Source organism: Candidatus Nitrotoga sp. M5 (genome assembly GCF_927904885.1).
Lineage (GTDB): Bacteria > Pseudomonadota > Gammaproteobacteria > Burkholderiales > Gallionellaceae > Nitrotoga.
Genome location: NZ_CAKMNW010000056.1, coordinates 69,141 through 92,026 on the forward strand (window position 1 = coordinate 69,141; position 22,886 = coordinate 92,026).

Below are 22,886 nucleotides of genomic sequence, written 5' to 3' on the forward strand. Positions count from 1 at the left end.
CCTCATAAGGCTGACATTTTAAACGATGAAACGATCCAAAAGTAGCAAACAGTGGATGAGTGAACATGTTAATGATTCATACGTGCAGCGTGCACATAAGGAAGGCTATCGTTCGCGGGCGGCATACAAGTTATTGGAAATTGATGCGCGTGACCACATACTCAAGTCTGGTATGGTGGTTGTTGATTTGGGTGCGACTCCAGGAGGTTGGTCGCAAGTTGCTGCCAGCAAGGTGGGTGGTGGTGGCAAAGTAATTGCAGTTGACTTGTTGCCATTGCATCCGATAAATGGTGTGGAGTTTATTCAAGGCGATTTCTGTGACGATAGTGTTTTGGCTCAAATTGAAAATAAATTAGGCAGCAAAAAAATTGGGCTTGTAATCTCTGACATGTCCCCCAATATTAGCGGTATAAATATGACTGATCAGGCTCGTGCTATGCATCTGGCAGAGCTGGCATTGGATTTTTCATTGCTTCATTTGCAATCAAGCGGCGCTTTTCTAGTAAAAGTATTTCAAGGCGCAGGGTTTGAAGAGTATATTAAGCTGATGCGCAGTTACTATGCTCGAGTGGTGACGCGAAAGCCGGATTCTTCGCGAGATAGAAGCAATGAACTATATCTCTTGGGTACTTTCAAAATTTGAGACAAAGTTTTAAAGTCAAACTTAGTCCATTGGGATGAGATGCGAAAAAGAATTTAACACGCAGTATATTTTTAACATGTAAGCGGAAGAACTTAAAGGTTAAAGCAGTATTGCTATATAGTTGGAGATAAAGTGGTGCCCTTGAGTAATCGGGTCAGACGTAGTCTAATGGTCGCATGGCAGCGAATGTGCGCTGGTTTAAGGAGTAACTTTGAACAACTTGTTTAAGAGCATCGGAATTTGGATGGTCGTGGCGTTGGTGCTGATGACTGTATTCAATCAATTTAACACACGTCAGCAAACCTCGCAGACGCAAATGGATTACTCGCGTTTTCTAGAAGAGGTAAGGCTAGGGAGTATCACTAAGGTCACTATCGAAGGACGCATGCTGAAAGCTGTTGCTAGTGATGGTAAGCGCATTATCAGTTATGCACCGCAAGATTTATGGTTGGTATCTGACTTGATCAAAAACGGTGTTGCGATTGAGGCCAAACCTGAAGAAGAGCAATCTTTTTTGATGAGCATTTTTGTTTCTTGGTTCCCAATGCTTCTGCTTATTGGAGTGTGGATTTTTTTCATGCGCCAGATGCAAGGCGGGGGTAAGGGTGGTGGGCTTTTCTCTTTTGGTAAGAGCAAGGCGCGGATGCTGGATGAGACTAAAGAACGAGTTACCTTTACCGATGTGGCAGGTTGCGATGAGGCCAAAGAAGAAGTATCCGAGATAGTAGATTTTTTACGCGACCCAACCAAGTTTCAAAATTTGGGTGGTCGTATTCCGCGCGGAGTGCTATTGCTCGGTAGCCCCGGGACCGGTAAAACCCTGCTGGCGAAGGCTATTGCAGGTGAGGCAAACGTGCCATTTTTCTCAATTTCAGGTTCTGATTTTGTAGAAATGTTTGTCGGTGTGGGTGCGGCGCGCGTACGTGACATGTTTGAACAGGCAAAGAAACAGGCACCATGCATTGTGTTCATTGATGAAATTGATGCCGTCGGTCGCCAGCGCGGCGCCGGTTTGGGTGGTGGTAATGATGAACGTGAGCAAACCTTAAATGCATTGCTTGTGGAAATGGATGGTTTTGAAGGAGCCAGTGGGGTGATTGTGATCGCAGCTACCAATCGGCCTGATGTACTTGACGCAGCACTGTTACGTCCGGGTCGTTTTGATCGTCAAGTAGTAGTGCCGTTGCCGGATATTCGTGGCCGCGAACAGATTCTGAAGGTTCATATACGTAAAGTTCCAGTTGCGCCTGACGTTCAAGCCGATATTTTGTCGCGTGGTACACCTGGTATGTCTGGTGCCGATTTGGCGAACTTGGTAAATGAGGCGGCACTTTTTGCTGCTCGGCGTGGCAAGCGATTCGTAGAGATGGACGATTTCGAAGCAGCCAAAGATAAGATTATGATGGGTGCTGAACGTCGATCAGTTGTCATGCCGGAGGAGGAGCGGCGTAACACTGCTTATCATGAATCCGGCCATGCTGTTGTGGCCAAGTTGCTACCAAAAACTGATCCGGTTCACAAGGTTACCATTATTCCGCGTGGACGCGCACTGGGATTGACCATGCAATTGCCAGCAGAAGACCGTTACAGCATGGATAAAAACCGCATACTTGATACGCTTGCAGTATTGTTTGGTGGTCGTATCGCGGAAGAAATTTTCATGCACCAAATGACTACCGGAGCTTCCAATGACTTTGAGCGAGCCACTGAAATGGCGCGCCGTATGGTAACGCAATGGGGTATGTCGGAAGCTTTGGGAACGATGGTATATGGCGAAAATGATGGAGAGGTATTTCTCGGCCGCTCTGTGACCACCCATAAAAATGTTTCAGAAGCGACCATGCAAAAAGTGGATGAGGAAATTCGTCGCATTATTGATCAGCAGTACGCATTGGCTCGGGGGTTAATTGAAGCTAATCGGGATAAAGTCGAAGCGATGGCGCAAGCATTGCTTGAATTTGAAACGTTGGATGCTGACCAGCTCGACGATATTATGGCCGGTAAACCGCCACGTCCGCCAAAGGTCGTCCAGTCGAGCAAAGATACGCAGCCGCCTAAGGATGCAGCGCCGACAGCAACAGAAACTCAATCCGCTCAGCCTGCGCCGGAAGCTTGAAAAGCTGAAAAGTATAGTTTAAGGGAAAGGCGTGATGTGCATTTTTCCGCGCATCTTTGTGTTTCTAGATCCCTTTTTATGTTTTATCTGCATTTGACATATGCTTCTCCACTGTGGCTTATTCAAGCTTGACCTGTCCCGTACTTTGATTATGGGCATTGTCAATGTCACTCCTGACTCATTCTTTGATGGAGGCCATCATTCGCATCGCGATGCAGCACTGGTTCATGCACACCAACTGATTAAAGAAGGCGCTGACATTCTCGATATAGGTGGCGAATCCACTCGTCCTGGAGCGCTATCGATTAGCGTACAAGAAGAGCTGGATCGCATTATGCCGGTCATTGAAGGTTTACATGGTGCCCCGGTTCCCCTTTCAGTAGATACTTATAAACCAGAAGTGATGCGTACGTCATTGATGGGAGGTGTTAGTATGATTAATGATATCAATGCGTTGCAGCATAAAGAGGCGTTGGCCGCCGTGGCAGCAAGCGATGTGGCGGTGTGTCTGATGCATAAGCAAGGCCCTCCCCAGACTATTCAGCGAGCGAACTATCAAGATGTGGTGGCAGAGGTGCTTCAATTCTTACATTCTCGTATAGTATCTGTGCAAAAGGCTGGCATCGCGCGGGAGCGTATCATGGTTGATCCGGGTTTTGGTTTTGACAAATCCTTGGCGCATAATCTCACTCTGTTAAGACGACTGGATGAATTTTCTGTATTGGGCGTACCTCTACTAGCGGGGATCTCACGTAAATCCATGCTGGGGACAATAACTGGCCAAGACGTGGAGCACCGAATACATGCCAGCGTAGCAGCAGCATTGCTGGCAGTTATGCGAGGGGCATGCGTGGTACGCGTGCATGATGTGCGCGCCACAGTAGATGCTTTGAAAATTTTGAACGCGGTGAAGGGAGTTGTCTTGTGAGCAAGAAATTTTTCGGTACGGATGGTGTGCGCGGACGGGTAGGCGAATATCCTATCACTCCGGAATTTGTAATGCGCTTGGGCTATTCCGCAGGCAAAGTGTTGGCTTCTGCAAATTGGCATTTGTCACAAGGAGAAAATCCCGGAGTACTGATTGGCAAGGACACGCGTATATCTGGATATCTGCTTGAATCGGCTTTACAGGCGGGTTTGATTGCAGCTGGGATTGATGTTTATCTGGCCGGACCGGTGCCAACGCCTGCAGTGGCTTATCTAACTCGTGCATTGCGCTTACAGGCCGGTATTGTGATTTCTGCTTCGCATAATCTGTTTGAGGATAATGGTATCAAGTTTTTTTCCAGTCAAGGCAGTAAACTGGCAGATGAAACTGAATACGCCATAGAAGCCAAGCTAGAAACAGCAATAGAAACCATGCCTTCGTCTAAACTGGGCAAAGCCAAACGCTTACAAGATGCTGCAGGCCGTTATGTTGAGTTCTGCAAAAGTAGCTTTCCTTACGATTTAGATCTGCGTGGTCTTAAATTGGTAGTGGATTGCGCACATGGTGCTTGCTATCACATTGCCCGACATATTTTCCACGAGTTGGGTGCGGACGTTGTAACTATTGGTGTGCAGCCGGATGGTAAAAACATCAACGACGGTTATGGTGCGACCTCCCCAGCCAATTTGCAACAAGCCGTTAAAGATCATCATGCCGATCTCGGCATTGCTCTTGACGGTGACGGCGACCGATTGGTGATGGTTGATGCGGATGGATGTTTGTACGATGGAGACCATCTTCTCTACATTATTGCCAAACACCGTCATGTGCAGGGCACGCTCAAGGGCGGGGTGGTGGGAACGCTAATGACCAATCTGGCTTTCGAACATGCTATGCAACGCATGCACATTCCCTTTGTGCGTGCCAAGGTGGGCGATCGTCATGTAATGGAAACTATGCTGCAACAAGGCTGGCAACTAGGCGGAGAAAACTCCGGTCACATAATCTGTCTTGATCGGCATACAACGGGTGATGGCATCATTTCCGCCTTGCAAGTATTGCATGCACTTCGTATTAACCAACAGACCTTGGCTCAGGCTGTTTCAGATTTGACGCTGTATCCACAAATACTGCTGAATGTGCGTGTCGCCAGAGGGTCAGATTGCTCTGCACATGCCAGCATACGTGAAGTGGTGACGGCTGCTGAAGCTGCTCTCGATGGTTGTGGCAGAGTATTACTGAGGCCTTCTGGGACCGAACCGTTATTGCGTGTGATGGTGGAAGGCGAGGATGGGGAAAAAGTGAGGCACTGGGCGGAAGCCATCGCACAATCCGTACGAGAGGTGACGCAGATAACTTGACAGGAGCACTTGTTAAAAATATTGGATTTTGTAATTCAACTGGCTCGACATCACACGCATCAGCAATTACAGTAGTTGCATGAAACAAAGGGTCGACGGATAGTGCATGGGCAAAGCCTTCATCGGCCCTTGCCCTGATTTAATTTGTGGAGAACCTTAGGCATAACACTACGTGGGGATAATTTGTACCCTCTGCATGAGGTTTTCTGTCAGCAGCTGCACTACCATCGGGAGCCGGATTTATGTATTTTCCAGCTGAGAGTCGCGCTCGTTGCTGAGTGGAGCTCTTCCTGTTTCAATCCATAAATTGAGATATTTGTTCATGATTATATTGAACACAAATACGGGCAGCGATGACGGCTAATCGGACGCATTATCTTTAAACGAGTTGTCTTTTTGAGGGAGATGTGTCGCGCTTCTATCCGGTATGTCTCTTTTGATAAGGTTTTCGACGTTGGCCGTATGCGATTTACCTTCACCATGAGTGGGTAGCGTTAGCTTGAGATGACGAGACAGAGTTTGTGCTCTCAGTACTTCAGCTGCATTCATGAGATTTGCTACATTATTTCGCCCAGCAATGCTGGGTTCATAGCCATGTGCTGACGCGAGGTTATACCAGACGTAAGCCTGTGTCAGATCACGTTGGATACCTTCCCCAGTTTTGTAAAATGTTGCAAGCTGATGCTGAGCTTCAGGATAACCTTGGTGGGCTGCTTTCTCAATCCACTGAGCTGCAGCGGTGAAGTCTTGTAATACGCCACGACCATTTCTATATAGCAGGCCGAGATTGAATTCTGCCCCCGCATGCCCTTGTTTAGCAGCTAAATCAAACCACTTATGCGCCTCTTTATAATTTATTGAGAAGTCGCCACCAGGCATGTACATGAGGCCCGCAGCGTATTGATCATCGGCTTTACCCTGCTTAGCTTTCTCCAGGACAATTGTTCTGCTGGGCTTTATCCCTTGAGAGATGGGTGGAGGTGTGGTGCTAGGGCCAGGTTTGGATAATAGATAAATCGTAACAAAAACACCTACGCAGGTAAACAAACCCAAGGTGGCAGTAATAGAAAGCTTGAGAGGCCTGCTTAATTTAAAGAATCGATGCTTGCACTCACGACAACGATACGGTGCATAAAGAAAATGGTTCATGTGGCCTTCGTTTTTCTTCCACGAAGAACGGCGCACGTTCATACTTTCGCAACGCGCGCATATCATTTGGTTAACGTCCAATGGGCGCAAAACTTGCAGACACTGAAACGATGATCCGATTTAAGGATAAATGCTGAAGTTGCGGGTTGCACTATTAAAGGCACCTTGTAAGAAAATCGAACATGTTACAACAAATACCTTTCTCAATACCGTCTCTGGCGGCAACCACCAGATCGTATTGTTCAATTGTTCCATGCCCATGCAATAATCTTTCTGAGCGTATATGATTTCTCTCCAATTTTATATATAAAACAATAAAACCTAGCAGCCTGTTGGACTTAGAGATTCGAAAACCAATAAAGAGAAATAATTGTTCAAGAGTCAGGTAAATGTACCACTTGTAAATTATTCAACAGCAATCGGAATATGTTAATCAATATTTCTGACAAGTTGGTTTTTTGGGCAGCTGGTCTAGTAGTAAGCCATCTGCTCAGTTATCCTGTCGATTTTGAGTGTAACCCATCCAACAAACCATAAGTTTACCTTGCAATAGACGTTTGGCGTAGTTTTAGGTGGCTAAATTCACTATCTGGTTGGCTGTTATGGTCAGAATTCCAAACATCAGATAGCGCATGATCTTAGCGTGCCCGCATACACGAACTATTAATCTACAAAATTCCTCTTTCAAGAGGGCGTTAACGAATTCAACAGTGTTGAGTTTGTTATAGCGTATTGCACGGCGGTTATATCACTGACAAATTGATAGTGTTTCTTTTCAGTCGTTAGTGCCCAGTTATCGGAGACATTGTTTATAAGTTCCCAGCCGAAATTCAACGTAAGGCGCCACTGGCTTCCAATTGATGTAGTAAAGCACGTGTCGTTGACATGTTATGAATAATTTTGCCACAAAAGCCTTGGCTATGGCAGTACGGTCTTGAGGGGGGCTGGAAAAACACGGCTAAAGAATCGAATTTTTCGATGCGTAGTAATTCTAATGTGGCCATCAATTCCTCTTGTTCTCTATTTAGAGTTTTAACTCTTCCGACAACCATGGTAAGAAAGGTCCTTGTATATTGAGGTATGCTCGTGATAAAGTGCTCCTTGGATTTCTCATCTCATTGATAAAATTAGATTTATAAGTTATGTTATATCATTCTGGTTAAGTTATTTTTCTTTGTTAACTGTTCCAGCTACTAATTCAACTAGCTTGGTTGGGTTTCGCAAGTCCCCAGAGGATGGGTTTGAATTGAATTTACTCAATACGTATACATAATAGAGTTGGGTTTTCTTGTAGTTAACTAAAGTCATGGAGGATTAAATGGTTGCCAAGTATCAGTAAATAGCTTAATGCGTGGCCTAATATTTCTGCCATTTTTGGTGAGTTGCTAAAGCAAATCATGTTCGACTAGCAGATTTTTAAGTTTTTTGGTGGTTAGTCAAACAGTCAATGAGAACTTTTACTTGCTTCAGCCATAATCACTCCAATAATAAAGTCAACTAGCCTCTTGCTATAAAATCATATAAACAAAATTATTCACACACTTACTAAAATATAAATATAATAAATGCGACTCTAGCGCAGTTATAAACCGCCATTTTAGACATTTGCTGCGGTTTGTGTGTGCGAGTACGCGAGTACGTCATTTTTACTTTAATTAAGAGATATATATGCCTTGTATTACATTGCCAGATGGCTCGCAACGCAGTTTCGAGCAGCCCATTACCGTGGCCGAAGTAGCGCAGAGCATAGGCGCGGGCTTGGCGCGTGCGGCGCTGGCCGGCAAGGTGGATGGGAATCTGGTTGATACCTCTCACCTTGTTGTTGCTGATTCCGCATTGTCCATCATCACCGATAAAGACGAAGACGGGTTGGAGATTATTCGCCATTCCACTGCACACCTTCTGGCTCACGCAGTAAAGGAGTTATTTCCCGAGGCTCAAGTGACTATTGGTCCGGTGATTGAAAACGGGTTTTACTATGACTTTTCTTATGAGCGTCCGTTTACCCCGGATGATTTAGCGGCGCTAGAAAAACGCATGGCGGAATTAGCCCGGCGCAATATTCCAGTATCGCGAAAAGAGTTGCCGCGCGACGAAGCGGTGACTTATTTCAAAAACATAGGTGAGCATTACAAGGCGGAGATTATTGAATCCATTCCAGTCGAGCAGAGCGTGTCACTGTATACCGAAGGTGACTTTACCGATCTGTGCCGTGGTCCGCATGTGCCGTCCACTGGCAAGCTCAAAGTGTTCAAGTTGATGAGTGTGGCTGGTGCATACTGGCGCGGCGATCAACGCAACGCTATGTTGCAGCGTATTTATGGTACAGCCTGGGCTAAAAAGGAAGATCTTGATGCTTATCTGTACCGCTTGGAGGAAGCAGAAAAACGTGATCATCGAAAACTTGCCAAGCAGCTTAATTTGTTCCACATGCAGGACGATGCGCCCGGTATGGTGTTTTGGCATCCGAATGGTTGGACTATTTGGCAGGTAGTTGAAAGTTACATGCGTGGCAAGTTCCGTGAGTATGGCTATCAGGAGGTGCGCACTCCAACCATGATGGATCGTACGCTTTGGGAGCAATCTGGGCATTGGGATAATTATCACGAGAATATGTTCACTACCCATTCAGAGGCGCGGGATTTTGCGGTGAAGCCGATGAATTGCCCGGGGCATGTACAGATTTTTAATTATGGCCTACGCAGTTATCGTGAGCTGCCCCTGCGGCTGGCTGAATTTGGATCCTGCCATCGTAACGAGCCGTCTGGTTCTCTGCATGGCTTGATGCGTGTGCGTGGCTTTACCCAGGATGATGCGCATGTCTTCTGTACCGAACGTCAGATAGAAAGTGAAGTGGCAGATTTCATTGTAATGTTACAAAAAGTATACGCAGATTTTGGTTTTAATGATGTTTTGGTAAAACTTTCTACGCGTCCAGAGAGGCGTGTTGGTTCAGACGAAACTTGGGGCAAGGCAGAAGCAGCACTTTCTGCGGCATTACGTCAGAATGACCTGGAGTATGAGTTGCAGCCTGGAGAGGGGGCGTTTTATGGGCCAAAAATAGAATTCTCACTGAAAGACACGCTGGGTCGTGTGTGGCAATGCGGTACCATCCAGCTGGATTTTAATCTGCCAGCTCGCTTGAGCGCGGAATATGTTGACGAAGATAATACGCGTAAAGCGCCGGTTATGTTGCACCGTGCTATTCTTGGTTCATTAGAACGTTTTATGGGGATTCTTATCGAGCACCACGCTGGAGCTTTTCCGCTGTGGTTATCGCCGATACAAATAGTGGTGTTGAATATCTCGCAGGACCAAGATGGCTATGCTACTAAAGTTGCAGAAATTTTGCGTGCGGCTGGATTTCGTGTGCACTTGGATTTGCGCAATGAGAAAATTACCTATAAAATACGAGAATATAGCTTGCAAAAGTTACCTTATCAACTGATAGTAGGCGATAAGGAAATGGCTGCTGAGTTGGTTTCTGTGCGAACCCGAAAAGGTGAGGATCTTGGGCAGATGTCGATTGCGGTGTTATTACAACACCTGCAAGTTGAGCTGCAAGCGGGTAGTACGGTTTAATTTTTTGTGGAGAAACTGCAATAGCTCAGGATAAAGAACAACGCCTCAACGAGCAAATAACAGCACCTCAAGTGCGGCTGGTTGGAGTAGAAGGGGAGCCACTCGGAGTTGTGGCAATCGGAGAAGCGTTACGCTTGGCTGAAGTAGCTGATTTGGATCTGGTGGAAGTAGCGCCGATGGCGGAGCCGCCTGTTTGCCGGATTATGGATATTGGTAAGTTCAAGTATGCCGAGAGTAAAAAGCAGCACGAGGCTAAGCTTAAACAAAAACAAATCCAGATCAAGGAAGTTAAGTTCAGGCCTGGTACGGATAATGGTGATTACAATATCAAATTGCGTAACCTAACCCGATTTCTAGGGGAGGGTGACAAGACCAAAATCTCGTTACGATTCCGTGGGCGGGAGATTGCGCATCAGAGCATTGGTATGCAAATGATGGAGCGAGTCATGATCGATCTCGGAGAGCACGGTACCGTGGAGCAGTATCCTAAAATGGAAGGTCGTCAGATGGTGATGGTACTGGCGCCGAAGAAAAAATAATTTAATGAATTGCCCTTGGCATTGCTAGTGGTGATTTTTTCGACACTGCTCGGGTTAAGGGGCTGGTCAGAGCAGTTTAGCAGTAAACAGTCCCAGATAAGTGATCCCGGGTTTTTTAAGTGTTCCTGTCAGGAGCCTCCTGGTGTTATCAAATAATAAGGAGTCGTTATGCCTAAAATGAAAACAAAAAGTGGTGCGGCAAAGCGTTTTAAAGTTCGTGCAGGCGGTAGCATTAAGCGCGCACAAGCATTTAAGCGCCACATTCTGACCAAAAAGACCACCAAGAGCAAGCGTCAATTGCGTGGTACTACCGAAGTTCACGCAAGCAACACGGCGACTGTTCGCGCCATGATGCCCTACGCATAAGGAGTAGAACATGCCAAGAGTTAAACGTGGTGTAACGGCGCGAGCGCGTCATAAGAAAATTTTAGATTTGGCCAAGGGGTATCGGGGTCGTCGTAAAAACGTCTATCGTATTGCCAAAGCTGCAGTAATGAAGGCAGGTCAATACGCCTACCGCGATCGCCGACAACGCAAACGGCAATTCCGTACATTATGGATTGCACGTATCAATGCGGCTGCACGTGAGCAAGGACTGAGCTACAGTGTGTTTATGAACGGCTTAAAGAAAGCCTCGATTAGCATCGACCGCAAAGTGCTGGCGGATATTGCAGTATTTGATAAGCTTGCATTCATACAGATTGTCGGACAGGCTAAAGCCAGCCTCGGCGTTTAAGCACACGCTAAACCACATTTAAAGAGGCGTTCAGCGCCTCTTTTTTGTTTTTTATACCGTCTTTAGGATGTCTGCTTGACTGGCAACAAACTTTATAACTTTTATGACCGTTCAGGCGATTTGTGATGTCGGCTTAATAGCTCCTATAGCCTTTCTGTCTTGACAGCCGAAGTAGATACATAATAAATAATTATCATGCAAGAACTAGAGAAAATTCTCGACGAAGCGCTGCAGCAATTTGCGGCGATTGATCAGGCAGCGGAATTGGAGCAGGTTAAGGCGCGCTATCTGGGTAAAGAAGGCCGTTTGACATTGTTGTTGAAAGGTCTTGGCAAGCTGTCTGCTGAAGAGCGCCCAGCAGCAGGGGTTAGGATCAATCAGGTTAAGCAGGGCGTCGAAAGTGCGTTGCAGCAAAGACGTGAAGCCCTGCAGTATAGCCAGTTGCAGCTTAAGCTTAAAGCGGAGGCGCTAGATGTTACCCTGCCTGGCAGAGGGCTGAGTTGTGGTGGATTGCATCCGATCACGCGCACACTTGAACGCATTGAGAACCTGTTCCATTCACTCGGTTTTACTGTTGCATCTGGTCCGGAAATAGAGAGTGATTTTTATAATTTTACAGCGCTCAATATCCCGGAGAATCACCCCGCACGTGCCATGCATGATACGTTTTACGTCGACCGAAAGCATGTATTGCGCACCCATACTTCGCCGGTGCAGATCCGCTATATGGAAAATAATGCGCCTCCATTGAAAATTATTGCACCGGGGCGTGTGTACCGCTGTGATTCAGATGTGACTCATTCACCAATGTTTCATCAAGTGGAAGGTCTGTGGATTGATGAGGATGTGAATTTCTCTATGCTTAAGGGTGTGCTATCGAATTTTATGCAATGTTTCTTTGAGCGCGATGATTTACAGGTTCGCTTTCGTCCCTCATTCTTTCCATTTACCGAGCCGTCGGCAGAGATGGACATCCAGTGTGTGCAATGTAATGGTAAGGGGTGCCGCGTGTGCAGTCGTACGGGATGGTTGGAGGTGCTAGGCAGTGGTATGGTGCATCCGAATGTACTGCAGCACGTCAATATTGATAACGAAAAGTATTTGGGCTTTGCCTTTGGTCTAGGAGTCGAGCGTTTGGCGATGCTGCGCTATGGTGTGGCTGATTTGCGCCTGTTCTATGAAGGTGATTTGCAATTTCTGAAGCAATTCAATTAGCATGAAATTTTCTGAGAAATGGTTAAGGTCCTGGATCAATCCCGAGCTTTCCAGTCACGCACTGGCTCATTCATTGACTATGGCTGGGCTGGAGGTGGAAGCTCTGGAAGCCGTGGCGCCTGCATTCAACAATGTAGTAGTGGCGGAAGTGTTGGAGGTGATCAAGCATCCTGATGCGGATCGACTAAGTGTGTGCCATGTTAATGTGGGTGAGGCGGTATCTCTGAATATCGTTTGCGGCGCACCTAATGTTGCCGTTGGTATGAAAGTGCCTTGCGCGCGTATTGGTGCGGTCTTGCCAGGTGAATTTGTAATTAAGCAAGCCAAGGTGCGCAATGTCGACTCTTTCGGTATGTTGTGTTCTGCCAAGGAGCTAGGATTAACCGAAGAGATTCAAGGCTTGTGGTCATTGCCTGGGGATGCGCCAGTGGGTGTGGGGTTACGCGAATATTTAGAGCTAAACGATATGCTGTTTACTTTGAAACTTACTCCCAACCGTAGTGATTGTTTAAGCATGGCAGGTGTAGCGCGGGAAGTGGCGGCAATTGCCGGGGGGGCATTGAATGCGTTGCAGGTAGATCCCGTTCAGTCGAGTTTTGCTGAAACCGTAACCGTCAGTATTGATGCTCCCGAAGCTTGTCGGTTATATTGCGGCCGTATTGTGCGAGGCGTAAATTCTGCTGTTGCGACTCCCTCGTGGATGATGCGCCGTCTGGAACGTGGCGGGCTGCGCAGCATCAATGCAGCAGTAGATATAACCAATTACGTCATGCTTGAGCTTGGTCAGCCTCTTCATGCCTTCGACTTGGCTAAGCTTGCCGGTGGCATTACAGTGCGTTATGCGCGAACGGATGAGGAATTGGTTTTGCTCAATGGACAAAATATCATTCTGCAGGACGACATGCTGGTGGTTGCAGATGATAGGCAATCGCTGGCATTGGCTGGAATTATGGGCGGCATTGCAAGCAGCGTGGAAACGGCCACTAGTGATATTTTCCTGGAGAGCGCTTTCTTTGCCCCCGATGCTATTGTTGGAAAAGCGCGTAGATTGAATATTTCCACCGATTCTTCATATCGATTTGAGCGAGGCGTAGATTTTGCCGCGACACGCATGGCACTGGAACGTGCTACGCAATTATTGCTGGAAATTTGTGGCGGGCAAGCAGGTGCAATAAGCGAGGTGTGCGGACAATTGCCAGCACGTAATGAGATAATGTTACGCACCAGCCGAGTAAAGCGCGTGTTGGGTATTGTGCTGGGTGCTGCCGAAATCACTGCTTTGCTGCAGCGATTGCAATTTAAATTTGAACAGCAGGGTGACGATTTTTATGTGACTCCACCCAGCTACCGCTTTGACCTGTCGCTGGAAGTGGACTTGATCGAGGAAATCGCACGGCTAGTTGGTTACGATACCATTCCGGCACAGCCACCACAAGTTGTAGGCATGATGGTGCCGCAAACAGAAACACAGCGCCCAGTGTCTCGCCTGTGTCAAATTATGGTGGCGCGTGACTATCAGGAAACGATTAATTATGCTTTTCTTGAAGCAGAGGTCGAGCGTGATTTGTGCGCTAATGCCACGCCTGTTACTCTGAAAAATCCTATTTCCAGTCAATTAGCGGTGATGCGTAGCAGCCTCTTAGGTGGTTTGATCGGTGCTTTGTGTATCAACTTGGTACGTAAACAATCACGTGTACGTCTGTTTGAAATAGGGATGTGCTTTACACGTGAAGGTTACACCCAACGTGAGCAGTTGGCAGGATTGTGTTATGGGACACAGCTTCCTGAACAATGGGGTGAGGCGGCGCGCAGCGTGGATTTTTACGATGTAAAGGCAGATATAGAAGCACTGTTTGCGCCAGCGCTATTAAATTTTGTGGCGAGGCCGCACCCTGCTTCCCACCCTGGACGTTCGGCACAAATCTTGCTGCATGAGCGGGCGGTGGGTTGGATAGGAGAGTTGCACCCGAAGTGGTTGCAGCAATATGAAATTCCGCGGGTGGTGGTGTGGTTTGAAGTTGAGCTGAACGCGCTGTTGTCAGGAGATGTGCCGCATGCCAGCGAGATATCTAAGTTTCTGCCGGTGCGTCGCGATCTAGCTGTAATAGTGGATGAAAGTGTAACGGCTCAATCGTTATTGGATGCTATGCTAGGTAGCAATACCCCTTATGTGGTAGAACTTGCACTGTTTGATCAGTATCGTGGTGAAGGAGTGGGAGACGGAAAAAAAAGCCTTGCTTTCCGTGTGTTATTGCAAGATACTAAAAAAACATTAATTGATAGTGAAATTGAACTAAGTATCGCGCGTTTGGCCGAGATTTTGCAGCAAAATGGCGCGCAGTTACGAATATAAGGGGTGATCAATGACATTGACCAAAGCAGAACTCGCAGATTTACTATTTGAAAAAGTTGGCTTGAATAAACGTGAAGCCAAGGATATGGTTGAGGCCTATTTTGAGGAAATTCGTGCTCAACTAGAACTTGGTGAAAGTGTCAAACTATCCGGTTTTGGTAATTTTCAGTTACGCGATAAGCCCCAGCGCCCTGGACGTAATCCAAAAACAGGCGAAGATATACCCATAACGGCTCGCCGCGTAGTGACTTTTCATCCCAGCCAGAAACTAAAGAGCATGGTAGAGATAAACTATCATGGAAAACCACAAGCCTAAGTCAATTCTTCCAGCGATTCCGGCGAAGCGTTATTTCACTATTGGTGAAGTAAGTGACTTGTGCGGGGTGAAGGCGCATGTATTGCGTTATTGGGAGCAGGAGTTTACTCAGCTTAAACCAGTTAAACGGGGTGGTAACCGGCGCTACTACCAGCATCACGAGGTTTTACTCATTCGTCGTATCAGGCAGCTGCTGTATGAGGAGGGTTTTACCATCAATGGAGCTCGTGGCCGCCTGAATAACGCTATCGAGCAACGTGCGGAGGATTCTCAGCCGCAACTACTCCAGTCATCCGCTAATTTGTCCGAGTTACACCGAGAAATCCGAGAAATTCTCGCTTTGCTGGATTAGTGCTTCGATTCTTCAATGAAGTTTACGATTGGTGCGAATAGCATTCATTACGTGGAATTACCACTCTTTGCGGTTTAGATCGGGTGTCTTTTCCTTTGCATGTATTTCTCGGGTACAAAAGCTGGAGCATTCGGTAAATGCTGGCGCTGGTAGATGCGCTATTTATTGAGCACGTTAAGTTATGTCATCAAGTTGACTATGCAGTATCTTGGCTCCTTTTTCAGTGGCAGTGCGAGTTAAGCATGATTTTGATGGTAACGAGAGTTCCCTATTACTATATAGTTGTCAGTAACCAATGAATAATTGTGACGAAGTCAGTATTAATACGAAAGTGTTACATATTGATATACCCAAAAAAATTGACACCTCGCTTCATGTAAAATGAAAGACGTGATGACGTCAATTTCCACTAACAGATTATTTTTGCTATAATCCGAGCAGATTTTCAGATGGGCCTAGGCCCGTTTTTCATTTGTGGGCACGATTTATGGATGTGGTGAAACTGGTGGAAACGACGGTGACTGGCTTGGGGTATGAGTTAGTTGACTTTGAAGTATCTGGTAGAGGCTTGATGAGGGTGCTTCTCGATAAGCAAGCTGGAATTACGGTGAACGATTGTGAATTGGTCAGTCACCAGTTGACACGCTTGTTTGCGGTAGAGGGGGTGGATTTTGGACGCCTCGAAGTCTCATCTCCAGGATTAGACCGGCCAATCAAAAAAGAAGCAGATTTTGTCCGCTTTTGTGGTGAGAAGGTGCAGCTAAAATTGCGTATACCGTTGGCAGGCCGTAAGAATTTCATCGGCATTCTCGGGAGCCTTCAGGACGGTGTGTTGCAATTAGACGTGGATGGCAAGCAGGTGCTGGTTGAACTATCTAATTTGGATAAAGTGCGTTTGGTGCCTACATTTTGATGCTGTAACCGTATATTTGCGGCGAACGATTTGCTTGAGTTAAATGCTTTTAAAATTCGATTTACGCGTTATCGTTAAAAATATATAACAAAAATTTTTTTTGTTTGTCTGACCTCACAATTGTGAAAAGTAAAGTGGTTACCAATTTACTTGGGTGGAACAAAATTTAATATGGCGAATATTAAGCATATACAAATATGCGAGTGAACGCGTTAGTTTAAAAACATTTGGGTTGGTTGGAGGCAGTGATGAGTCGTGAAGTTTTATTATTGGTTGACGCCTTGGCACGTGAAAAAAACGTGGACAAGGCAGTCGTGTTTGATGCACTGGAATCTGCTTTAGCATCTGCCACCAAAAAACGTTTTGCCGAAGAGTCTGATGTACGTGTCAGTATTGACCGTAATACTGGTGAATATGAGTCATTTCGTTGCTGGCAAGTGATGGATGATGAAACATTTGAAACGCCTGATCTGCATGTCAAGCTTAGTGAGGCACGGAAACGTAATCCGGATGTCCAACTAGATGAGTTTATCGAAGAGCCATTAGAGTCTATCGATTTTGGCCGTATTGGTGCTCAAGCAGCCAAACAGGTGATCTTTCAGAAAATTCGTGACGCCGAACGCGAACAGATCTTGAGTGACTTCATGGAGCGAAAAGAGCACTTGGTATCTGGTACAGTGAAGCGCATCGAGCGTGGTAATGCCATCATCGAATTCGGCAAAATTGAAGCATTGCTACCACGTGATCAGATGATTCCAAAGGAAAATATGCGTGTTGGAGACCGAGTTCGTGCGTATTTGTTGCGCGTGGATCGTTCAATACGCGGGCCACAAATTACCTTGTCGCGTATTACGCCTGAGTTTTTGATAAAGTTGTTCGAGCTTGAAGTTCCAGAGGTAGAGGAGGGGCTGTTGGAGATAGTTAGTGCTGCGCGTGATCCAGGTGTTCGTGCAAAGATATCGGTACGCTCCTACGATAAACGAATAGATCCGATTGGCACTTGTGTGGGTATGCGCGGCTCGCGTGTGCAAGCTGTAACCAATGAATTGGCGGGAGAGCGCGTTGACATTGTGATGTGGTCAGAAAACTCGGCTACAAGTGTAATTAATGCCTTGGCTCCGGCTGATGTGGCTAGCATTATGGTAGATGAAGACAATCACAGCATGGATGTGGTCGTTGAGGAAGAGAATCTCGCGCAGGCTATTGGTCGAAATGGGCAGAATGTACGCTTGGCGAGTGAGCTGACCGGATGGGAGCTCAATATTATGACTATGGAGGAATCAAGCCAGAAGAATGAGCAGGAATTTTCCAATGTGCGCGATTTATTCATGGACAAGCTTGATGTGGATGTAGAGGTGGCGGATATTCTAGTTCAGGAAGGTTTTAACACATTAGAAGAAGTGGCTTATGTGCCACTGAGTGAAATGCTAGAAATTGAAGCACTTGATGAGGCAACAGTGAATGAGTTACGTAGCCGTGCGCGTAATGCCCTGTTGACAGCAGCAATTGTCAACGAAGAGCAGGTGGAGCATAACATTGAAGATTTAGTAAAACTTGAAGGCATGGACGAGCACACTGCGCGTGTTCTGGCAGGCAAAGGAATCAGCACACAGGAACAGCTGGCCGATTTAGCCGTGGACGAATTGGTTGAACAGGCGAGTATAGATGAAGAGCGTGCAAATCGGTTAATTATGGCCGCACGCGCTCCTTGGTTTGCTTAATGGTGTTAGCTAAGGGTAATTGTGTTAACCAGTGCTATCAAAAATAGCATGAGATATATTCCAGATTTTATTGGAAATATAGATTTTGTATCGAGTCAATGCGGTCATTTATGTATGTCCGATAGAACAAAGTCTTGCTTAGAAAAAGCCTGGATGGATGGATGGATTTAATTTATAAACTGTTCTGGCTGATGGTTTCTGTTGACTATTGAGTACTATAAGTCTCAAATTTTTGGGGTTAAGGGGTAGTAATGGGAAAAATGAATGTAGCGCAGTTCGCTGGTGAGCTTGGCTTGCCCGTTGGATTGCTGCTTGAGCAACTACAAGCTGCCGGTGTTATTAGACAGCAGGAATCAGACAGCATATCGGAACAGGATAAAGCAAAGCTGCTGGAACATCTACATAGTACGCATGGTAGTGGCAGCGCCAACAATAAAAAAATAACATTGACTCGTCGTGAAACCACTGAGATCAAAAAGTCGGATAGCACGGGCAGAGCTCGCACCATTCAGGTTGAAGTGCGCAAGAAGCGCGTTGTTGCCTCAATCACAGCTGTCCAGATGGAACAACCAGTTGCTGATGTCGTAAAGGTGACCCCAACGCAAACTATATCAAAGACTTCGAAAGCAGAAATATTGGGCGAGCAAGAGCTTGCTCTGCGTAGTGCAGAAGCTCGTAATCAGGCAGAGTTAGCCTCGCGCCAAGCTGCTGAATTCCAAGCTAAGAAAGAATACGCCAAACGCAAAGCGACGCCAGTTGCCCAGCCTGTGGCTCCAATCGTTAATGTGTCAGACAACAAGGTGGCTTCAAATGCTGAAAAAGTGGAAGTCTCTGCTTCAAAGCCCGATTTAGCCGAAGGTACATTGCATAAGCCCACGCCCAAGCCGGGTGACAAGGTTGCTCGACCTACGGCCCAAAAGGGCGTTAAAAATTCAGCTCCAGACAAAGCTAGTCCATGGACTGATACCGGCCACAAAAAGCGCACCCCCGCTGTCATCGATTCGCGACCTGGCGGTTGGACAGCTAGCCGTGGAAAAGGTGGTCCACGCCATCATGCTAAGCATGTCAAGCAAGAAGAAATTGCCCAGCACGCATTCTCCTTGCCGACAGAGCCAGTTGTACATGAGGTTATGGTGCCAGAAACGATAAGTGTCGCGGAATTGGCACAGAAAATGTCCATCAAAGCTATTGAAATTATCAAGACGCTAATGAAGTTGGGATCCATGGTGACCATTAATCAGGTTCTGGATCAGGAAACTGCGATGATTGTGGTGGAAGAATTGGGGCATATTGCCAAACCAGCCAAAGCGGATGATCCTGGCGCTTACCTGACAGAATCTGACGAGCACAAAAATGCTCCTCTTGAACCGCGAGCGCCGGTAGTTACTGTAATGGGCCACGTTGATCATGGTAAAACATCTTTGCTAGATTATATCCGTCGAACTCGCGTGGCCAGTGGCGAGTCGGGAGGTATCACGCAGCATATCGGTGCCTACCATGTAAATACACAGCGAGGTATGATTACTTTTCTTGATACGCCAGGCCACGAAGCATTTACGGCTATGAGGGCGCGTGGCTCGAAAGTGACAGACATTGTGATTTTAGTGGTGGCAGCCGACGATGGTGTGATGCCCCAGACCAAAGAGGCAATCCACCATGCCAAGGCAGCCAACGTACCCATCGTGGTAGCAGTAACCAAGATTGATAAGGCCGATGCTAATTCCGAGCGCGTAAAACAAGAATTGGTTGCAGAGGGTGTGGTACCGGAAGACTGGGGGGGTGACACAATGTTTGTTGAAGTGTCTGCAAAGAACGGGTTGGGTATCGACTCTCTGTTGGAAAGTGTGTCATTGCAAGCTGAATTGCTGCAACTAACCGCACCCAAACTAAGCTTGGCCAAGGGTATTGTGATTGAAGCTAGATTGGATAAGGGCAAGGGGTCAGTGGCGACCATACTTGTGCAATCAGGTACCTTGAGGCGAGGTGATGCTGTGCTTGTAGGCGCTGTATCCGGACGTGTCCGCGCTATGCTGGATGAAAATGGCAAGGCAATAAATGAGGCAGGTCCGTCGATCCCAGTGGAGATACAGGGGTTATCCGAAGTGCCTATAGCTGGTGAAATTTTGTTAGTACTTTCAGATGAGAAAAAGGCACGTGAAATTGCCTTGTTCCGTCAAGGCAAGTTCCGTGCCGTGAAACTTGCCAAGCAGCAAGCCGCTACGCTTGAAAATATGTTCGAACAGATGGCAGAAGGCGAAGTGCGTATGCTGCCGTTGATAATCAAGACCGATGTACAAGGCTCTTGCGAAGCTATTGCACATGCCCTGCAAAAACTATCCACCGATGAGGTCAAGGTTAATCTGATTCACAGTGCTGTCGGTGCGATCAGTGAATCTGACATTAACCTGGCGCTGGCTTCTAAGGCCATTGTGATTGGTTTTAATACTCGTGCCGATGTTGCTGCGCGCAAGCTTGCGGAATCTGCCGGCGTAGATGTCCGTTACTACAATATTATCTACGAAATGGTAGATGTTATTAAAGCAGCCCTGTCAGGCATGCGGGCTCCGGAACAAAAGGAAGTTATCCTCGGTACGGTGGAAGTACGTCAAGTATTCGTCATCTCCAAGATCGGTACAGTGGTTGGTTGCTACGTAACTAATGGCATAATCAAACGTAATGCGCAGGTACGAGTTCTGCGCAACAATGTGGTTATTCATGCTGGCGAACTGGATTCGTTGAAACGCTTCAAAGATGACGTCAAGGAAGTTCGATCGAATTTCGAGTGTGGCTTGTCGTTGCGTAATTTTAATGACCTCGAAGTAGGGGATCAAGTTGAAGCGTTTGAAATAATTGAAGTGGCACGTCCTTTAAATGCCTAAAGGCTACACTAGGACAGACAGAATCGCCGAGCAAATTCAGCGTGAGTTGGCTCAGCTGTTGCGCTTGGATGTGAAAGATCCTCGAGTACGCATGATCACTCTTACAGGAGTTGAAGTGACCAAGGATTATTCTCACGCCAAGTTGTTTTACACCGCCTTGGATGGTGAAAGCACTGCAGTGCAGCAGGGTTTGGAGCGTGCTAGCGGTTATCTGCGTAGTCGACTAGCACATGCGATGAAGCTGCGTATCATGCCGCAACTGCATTTTATCTACGATCCGTCGATCGAGCGTGGCGCACATTTGTCACAACTTATTGATCAAGCAGTTGCCAGCGACAAAATATCTCACAGCCCTTCCATAGCTCATTTTGACCTTTTATTAACAGAGGACGCATCCGATCACTCGATTCCTTCTGACAAGGTAGTAGTGAAGGATGTATCGAGAAGTTAATATGGCCCGTATAATGCGTCCTTTAGATGGCGTTTTGTTATTCGATAAGCCTCTAGGACTCAGTTCCAATATCGCATTGCAAAAGGTACGCCGCCTGTTTCAAGCGGAGAAAGCGGGTCATACCGGTACGCTGGATCCTCTGGCGACTGGTCTGCTACCTGTTTGTTTTGGTGAGGCAACTAAGTTCACCAGCTCACTGTTGGAGGCTGATAAAACATATTGCGCATTGATTCGGCTTGGGCAAACAACCACCACAGGTGATGCCGAGGGCGAAATTACCAACACCTGTGCTGTTGAGCAGGGTGAAGCTGAAGTACGCTCGACACTATGTAAATTTATCGGCGAAATTCAGCAAATCCCGCCTATGCATAGCGCCATCAAGCACCAGGGAAAGCCACTATATGAGTACATTCGTAAGGGCGAAACTGTTATACGTGCAAGCCGTAGTGCGAGCATACATGAGCTGGTGTTGGAGCGGTTCGCAGGTAACGTGATTGAGATTAAAGTGCGTTGCAGCAAGGGTACTTACGTGCGTACACTGGCTGAGGATATTGGATCGTCATTGGGATGCGGTGCGCACCTGCAAGGTTTACGCCGCACAGCGATTGGCCGGTTTGACCTTGGGGGTGCGCATAACTTGGCTCATATGGAGTCGGTAACCATGATAGAACGAGAGGCATATATTTTGCCGTTAGATAGCTTGCTGCGAGATCTACCCGTGCTTGAGTTGGATGCGGCGCAAGTGACCCGCATTGCTCAGGGGCAGCGGCTCGTCATTGATACAGCGGTACTGGATGGTAAAGTCCGATTGTATGGAGCAGGGCGCTTCATCGGAGTTGCCGATCTGGTGGAGCGACGGCTGACCCCTGTAAGATTGTTGTCCAGCGTGGCGAAAAATGCCGCTTGCGTAGTATAAGTTTGTGTTCTATTTAAAGTGCTTCTTATAGAGTTGGTAGAGACATAAATCAGAGCGAAAAGTTGTAAAGCTGCATTGATGATTCTTAATGCTTGAGAGTTAGGTTCGTAACAGTAGGATGCAAAATGAGTAATTGATGCCCACTCTAATTTCATATCAGATGGAACAAAGCTTTACATAGCTACTGCTTCTAAAGAGTAAGCAATGATTCGTATTAATTTATGTAGCTTTCGGGCTGGTTAACGTAATGTTGGGTTACGTTCTTGTCCGAATAAACTTGAGCAACCGCCGCATTCGAGAGTAAAATGCGGCACTTTTTATTTTGTGGAGTGTGAATAATATGGCTATTTCGGCAGCGCAAAAAGCGCAAATTGTGACTGATTACCAACGCATCAAAGGTGATACTGGTTCACCAGAAGTACAGGTTGCATTAATGACTGCACGTATTAATTACTTGACTGGTCATTTTAAAGAGCACATAAAGGATCACCACTCTCGTCGGGGTCTGCTGCGATTGGTGAGTCGTCGCCGCAAGCTCTTGGATTACCTTAAAGGTAAGAACGAGGGTAGCTACCGAGCATTGATCCAGCGTTTGGAATTACGTAAGTAGTTAATATAAGTGGGCCGCAGATGCGGCCCGTGTTGTTTTAGTTGAGTTTATCCCGATTATGGCTTTACCCCATGGCGCATAGGCGCTATGGCATGCATAGAGAGGC

At 46.7% G+C, this 22,886-nt stretch carries 18 protein-coding genes and 1 pseudogene; 18 read left to right on the plus strand and 1 reads right to left on the minus strand.

What is annotated here, in order from left to right; genetic code table 11:
- Positions 1-25: 25 nt before the first annotated feature.
- From rlmE to glmM, 4 genes are all read left to right on the plus strand, one after another.
- On the plus strand, positions 26-643 hold the full coding sequence (gene rlmE, locus MJ770_RS10865; protein WP_239254006.1) for a 23S rRNA (uridine(2552)-2'-O)-methyltransferase RlmE: 618 nt from the start codon (positions 26-28) through the stop codon (positions 641-643).
- 211 nt (positions 644-854) lie between these two features.
- A complete protein-coding gene (gene ftsH, locus MJ770_RS10870; RefSeq protein ID WP_239254016.1) occupies positions 855-2,759 on the plus strand; it encodes an ATP-dependent zinc metalloprotease FtsH in 1,905 nt (634 codons plus the stop codon).
- Between the two features lie 100 nt (positions 2,760-2,859).
- Positions 2,860-3,687 carry a dihydropteroate synthase gene (gene folP / locus MJ770_RS10875; protein ID WP_239254018.1) on the plus strand — a complete coding sequence of 276 codons (828 nt, stop codon included), beginning with the start codon at positions 2,860-2,862 and terminating at the stop codon, positions 3,685-3,687.
- Positions 3,684-5,048, plus strand: a complete 1,365-nt coding sequence (gene glmM / locus MJ770_RS10880) for a phosphoglucosamine mutase (RefSeq protein WP_239254028.1) — start codon at positions 3,684-3,686, stop codon at positions 5,046-5,048. The genes folP and glmM overlap by 4 nt, the downstream gene beginning before the upstream one ends.
- Positions 5,049-5,408: 360 nt before the next feature.
- On the opposite strand, the gene MJ770_RS10885 is transcribed toward glmM, so the two are convergent.
- Positions 5,409-6,197, minus strand: coding sequence for a tetratricopeptide repeat protein (locus tag MJ770_RS10885; protein WP_239254030.1), 789 nt, complete (start codon positions 6,195-6,197; stop codon positions 5,409-5,411).
- Between the two features lie 1,668 nt (positions 6,198-7,865).
- Here MJ770_RS10885 and thrS point away from each other — a divergent pair.
- The 14 genes and pseudogenes from thrS to rpsO all read left to right on the plus strand — a co-directional run bounded on the left by thrS (position 7,866) and on the right by rpsO (position 22,780).
- Positions 7,866-9,779, plus strand: a complete 1,914-nt coding sequence (gene thrS / locus MJ770_RS10890) for a threonine--tRNA ligase (RefSeq protein WP_239254033.1) — start codon at positions 7,866-7,868, stop codon at positions 9,777-9,779.
- Positions 9,780-9,799: 20 nt separating this feature from the next.
- Positions 9,800-10,318: a translation initiation factor IF-3 gene (gene infC, locus MJ770_RS10895; protein ID WP_239254103.1), complete on the plus strand. Its 519-nt coding sequence runs from the start codon at positions 9,800-9,802 to the stop codon at positions 10,316-10,318.
- Between the two features lie 168 nt (positions 10,319-10,486).
- Positions 10,487-10,684 carry a 50S ribosomal protein L35 gene (gene rpmI, locus MJ770_RS10900; protein ID WP_239254034.1) on the plus strand — a complete coding sequence of 66 codons (198 nt, stop codon included), beginning with the start codon at positions 10,487-10,489 and terminating at the stop codon, positions 10,682-10,684.
- 10 nt (positions 10,685-10,694) lie between these two features.
- A complete protein-coding gene (gene rplT / locus MJ770_RS10905; RefSeq protein WP_239254043.1) occupies positions 10,695-11,054 on the plus strand; it encodes a 50S ribosomal protein L20 in 360 nt (119 codons plus the stop codon).
- Between the two features lie 195 nt (positions 11,055-11,249).
- Positions 11,250-12,269, plus strand: a complete 1,020-nt coding sequence (gene pheS, locus MJ770_RS10910; protein ID WP_239254050.1) for a phenylalanine--tRNA ligase subunit alpha — start codon at positions 11,250-11,252, stop codon at positions 12,267-12,269.
- A gap of 1 nt (position 12,270) precedes the next feature.
- Complete coding sequence (gene pheT, locus MJ770_RS10915) at positions 12,271-14,622, plus strand: phenylalanine--tRNA ligase subunit beta (protein ID WP_239254051.1); 2,352 nt, start codon at positions 12,271-12,273, stop codon at positions 14,620-14,622.
- Between the two features lie 10 nt (positions 14,623-14,632).
- Positions 14,633-14,938 carry an integration host factor subunit alpha gene (locus tag MJ770_RS10920; protein ID WP_239254052.1) on the plus strand — a complete coding sequence of 102 codons (306 nt, stop codon included), beginning with the start codon at positions 14,633-14,635 and terminating at the stop codon, positions 14,936-14,938.
- Positions 14,919-15,290 (plus strand): MerR family transcriptional regulator, encoded by a 372-nt coding sequence (locus tag MJ770_RS10925; RefSeq protein ID WP_239254053.1) that lies wholly within the window; start codon positions 14,919-14,921, stop codon positions 15,288-15,290. Before MJ770_RS10920 ends, MJ770_RS10925 begins: the two co-directional genes overlap by 20 nt.
- Before the next feature lie 487 nt (positions 15,291-15,777).
- Positions 15,778-16,203 (plus strand): ribosome maturation factor RimP, encoded by a 426-nt coding sequence (rimP, locus tag MJ770_RS10930; protein ID WP_239254054.1) that lies wholly within the window; start codon positions 15,778-15,780, stop codon positions 16,201-16,203.
- A 248-nt stretch (positions 16,204-16,451) separates the two neighbouring features.
- Positions 16,452-17,924, plus strand: coding sequence for a transcription termination factor NusA (gene nusA, locus MJ770_RS10935; protein WP_239254065.1), 1,473 nt, complete (start codon positions 16,452-16,454; stop codon positions 17,922-17,924).
- Positions 17,925-18,175: 251 nt separating this feature from the next.
- Positions 18,176-20,803, plus strand: a complete 2,628-nt coding sequence (infB, locus tag MJ770_RS10940) for a translation initiation factor IF-2 (RefSeq protein ID WP_239254067.1) — start codon at positions 18,176-18,178, stop codon at positions 20,801-20,803.
- Positions 20,796-21,143 (plus strand): annotated as a pseudogene (gene rbfA, locus MJ770_RS10945) (30S ribosome-binding factor RbfA); the annotation flags it as partial. The gene infB and the pseudogene rbfA, both read left to right, overlap by 8 nt.
- A gap of 112 nt (positions 21,144-21,255) precedes the next feature.
- The gene (gene truB / locus MJ770_RS10950; RefSeq protein WP_239254068.1) at positions 21,256-22,170 is read left to right on the plus strand and encodes a tRNA pseudouridine(55) synthase TruB; all 915 of its coding nucleotides are present in this window, start codon (positions 21,256-21,258) and stop codon (positions 22,168-22,170) included.
- Positions 22,171-22,510: 340 nt separating this feature from the next.
- Positions 22,511-22,780, plus strand: a complete 270-nt coding sequence (gene rpsO / locus MJ770_RS10955) for a 30S ribosomal protein S15 (RefSeq protein ID WP_239254070.1) — start codon at positions 22,511-22,513, stop codon at positions 22,778-22,780.
- Positions 22,781-22,886: the final 106 nt, after the last annotated feature.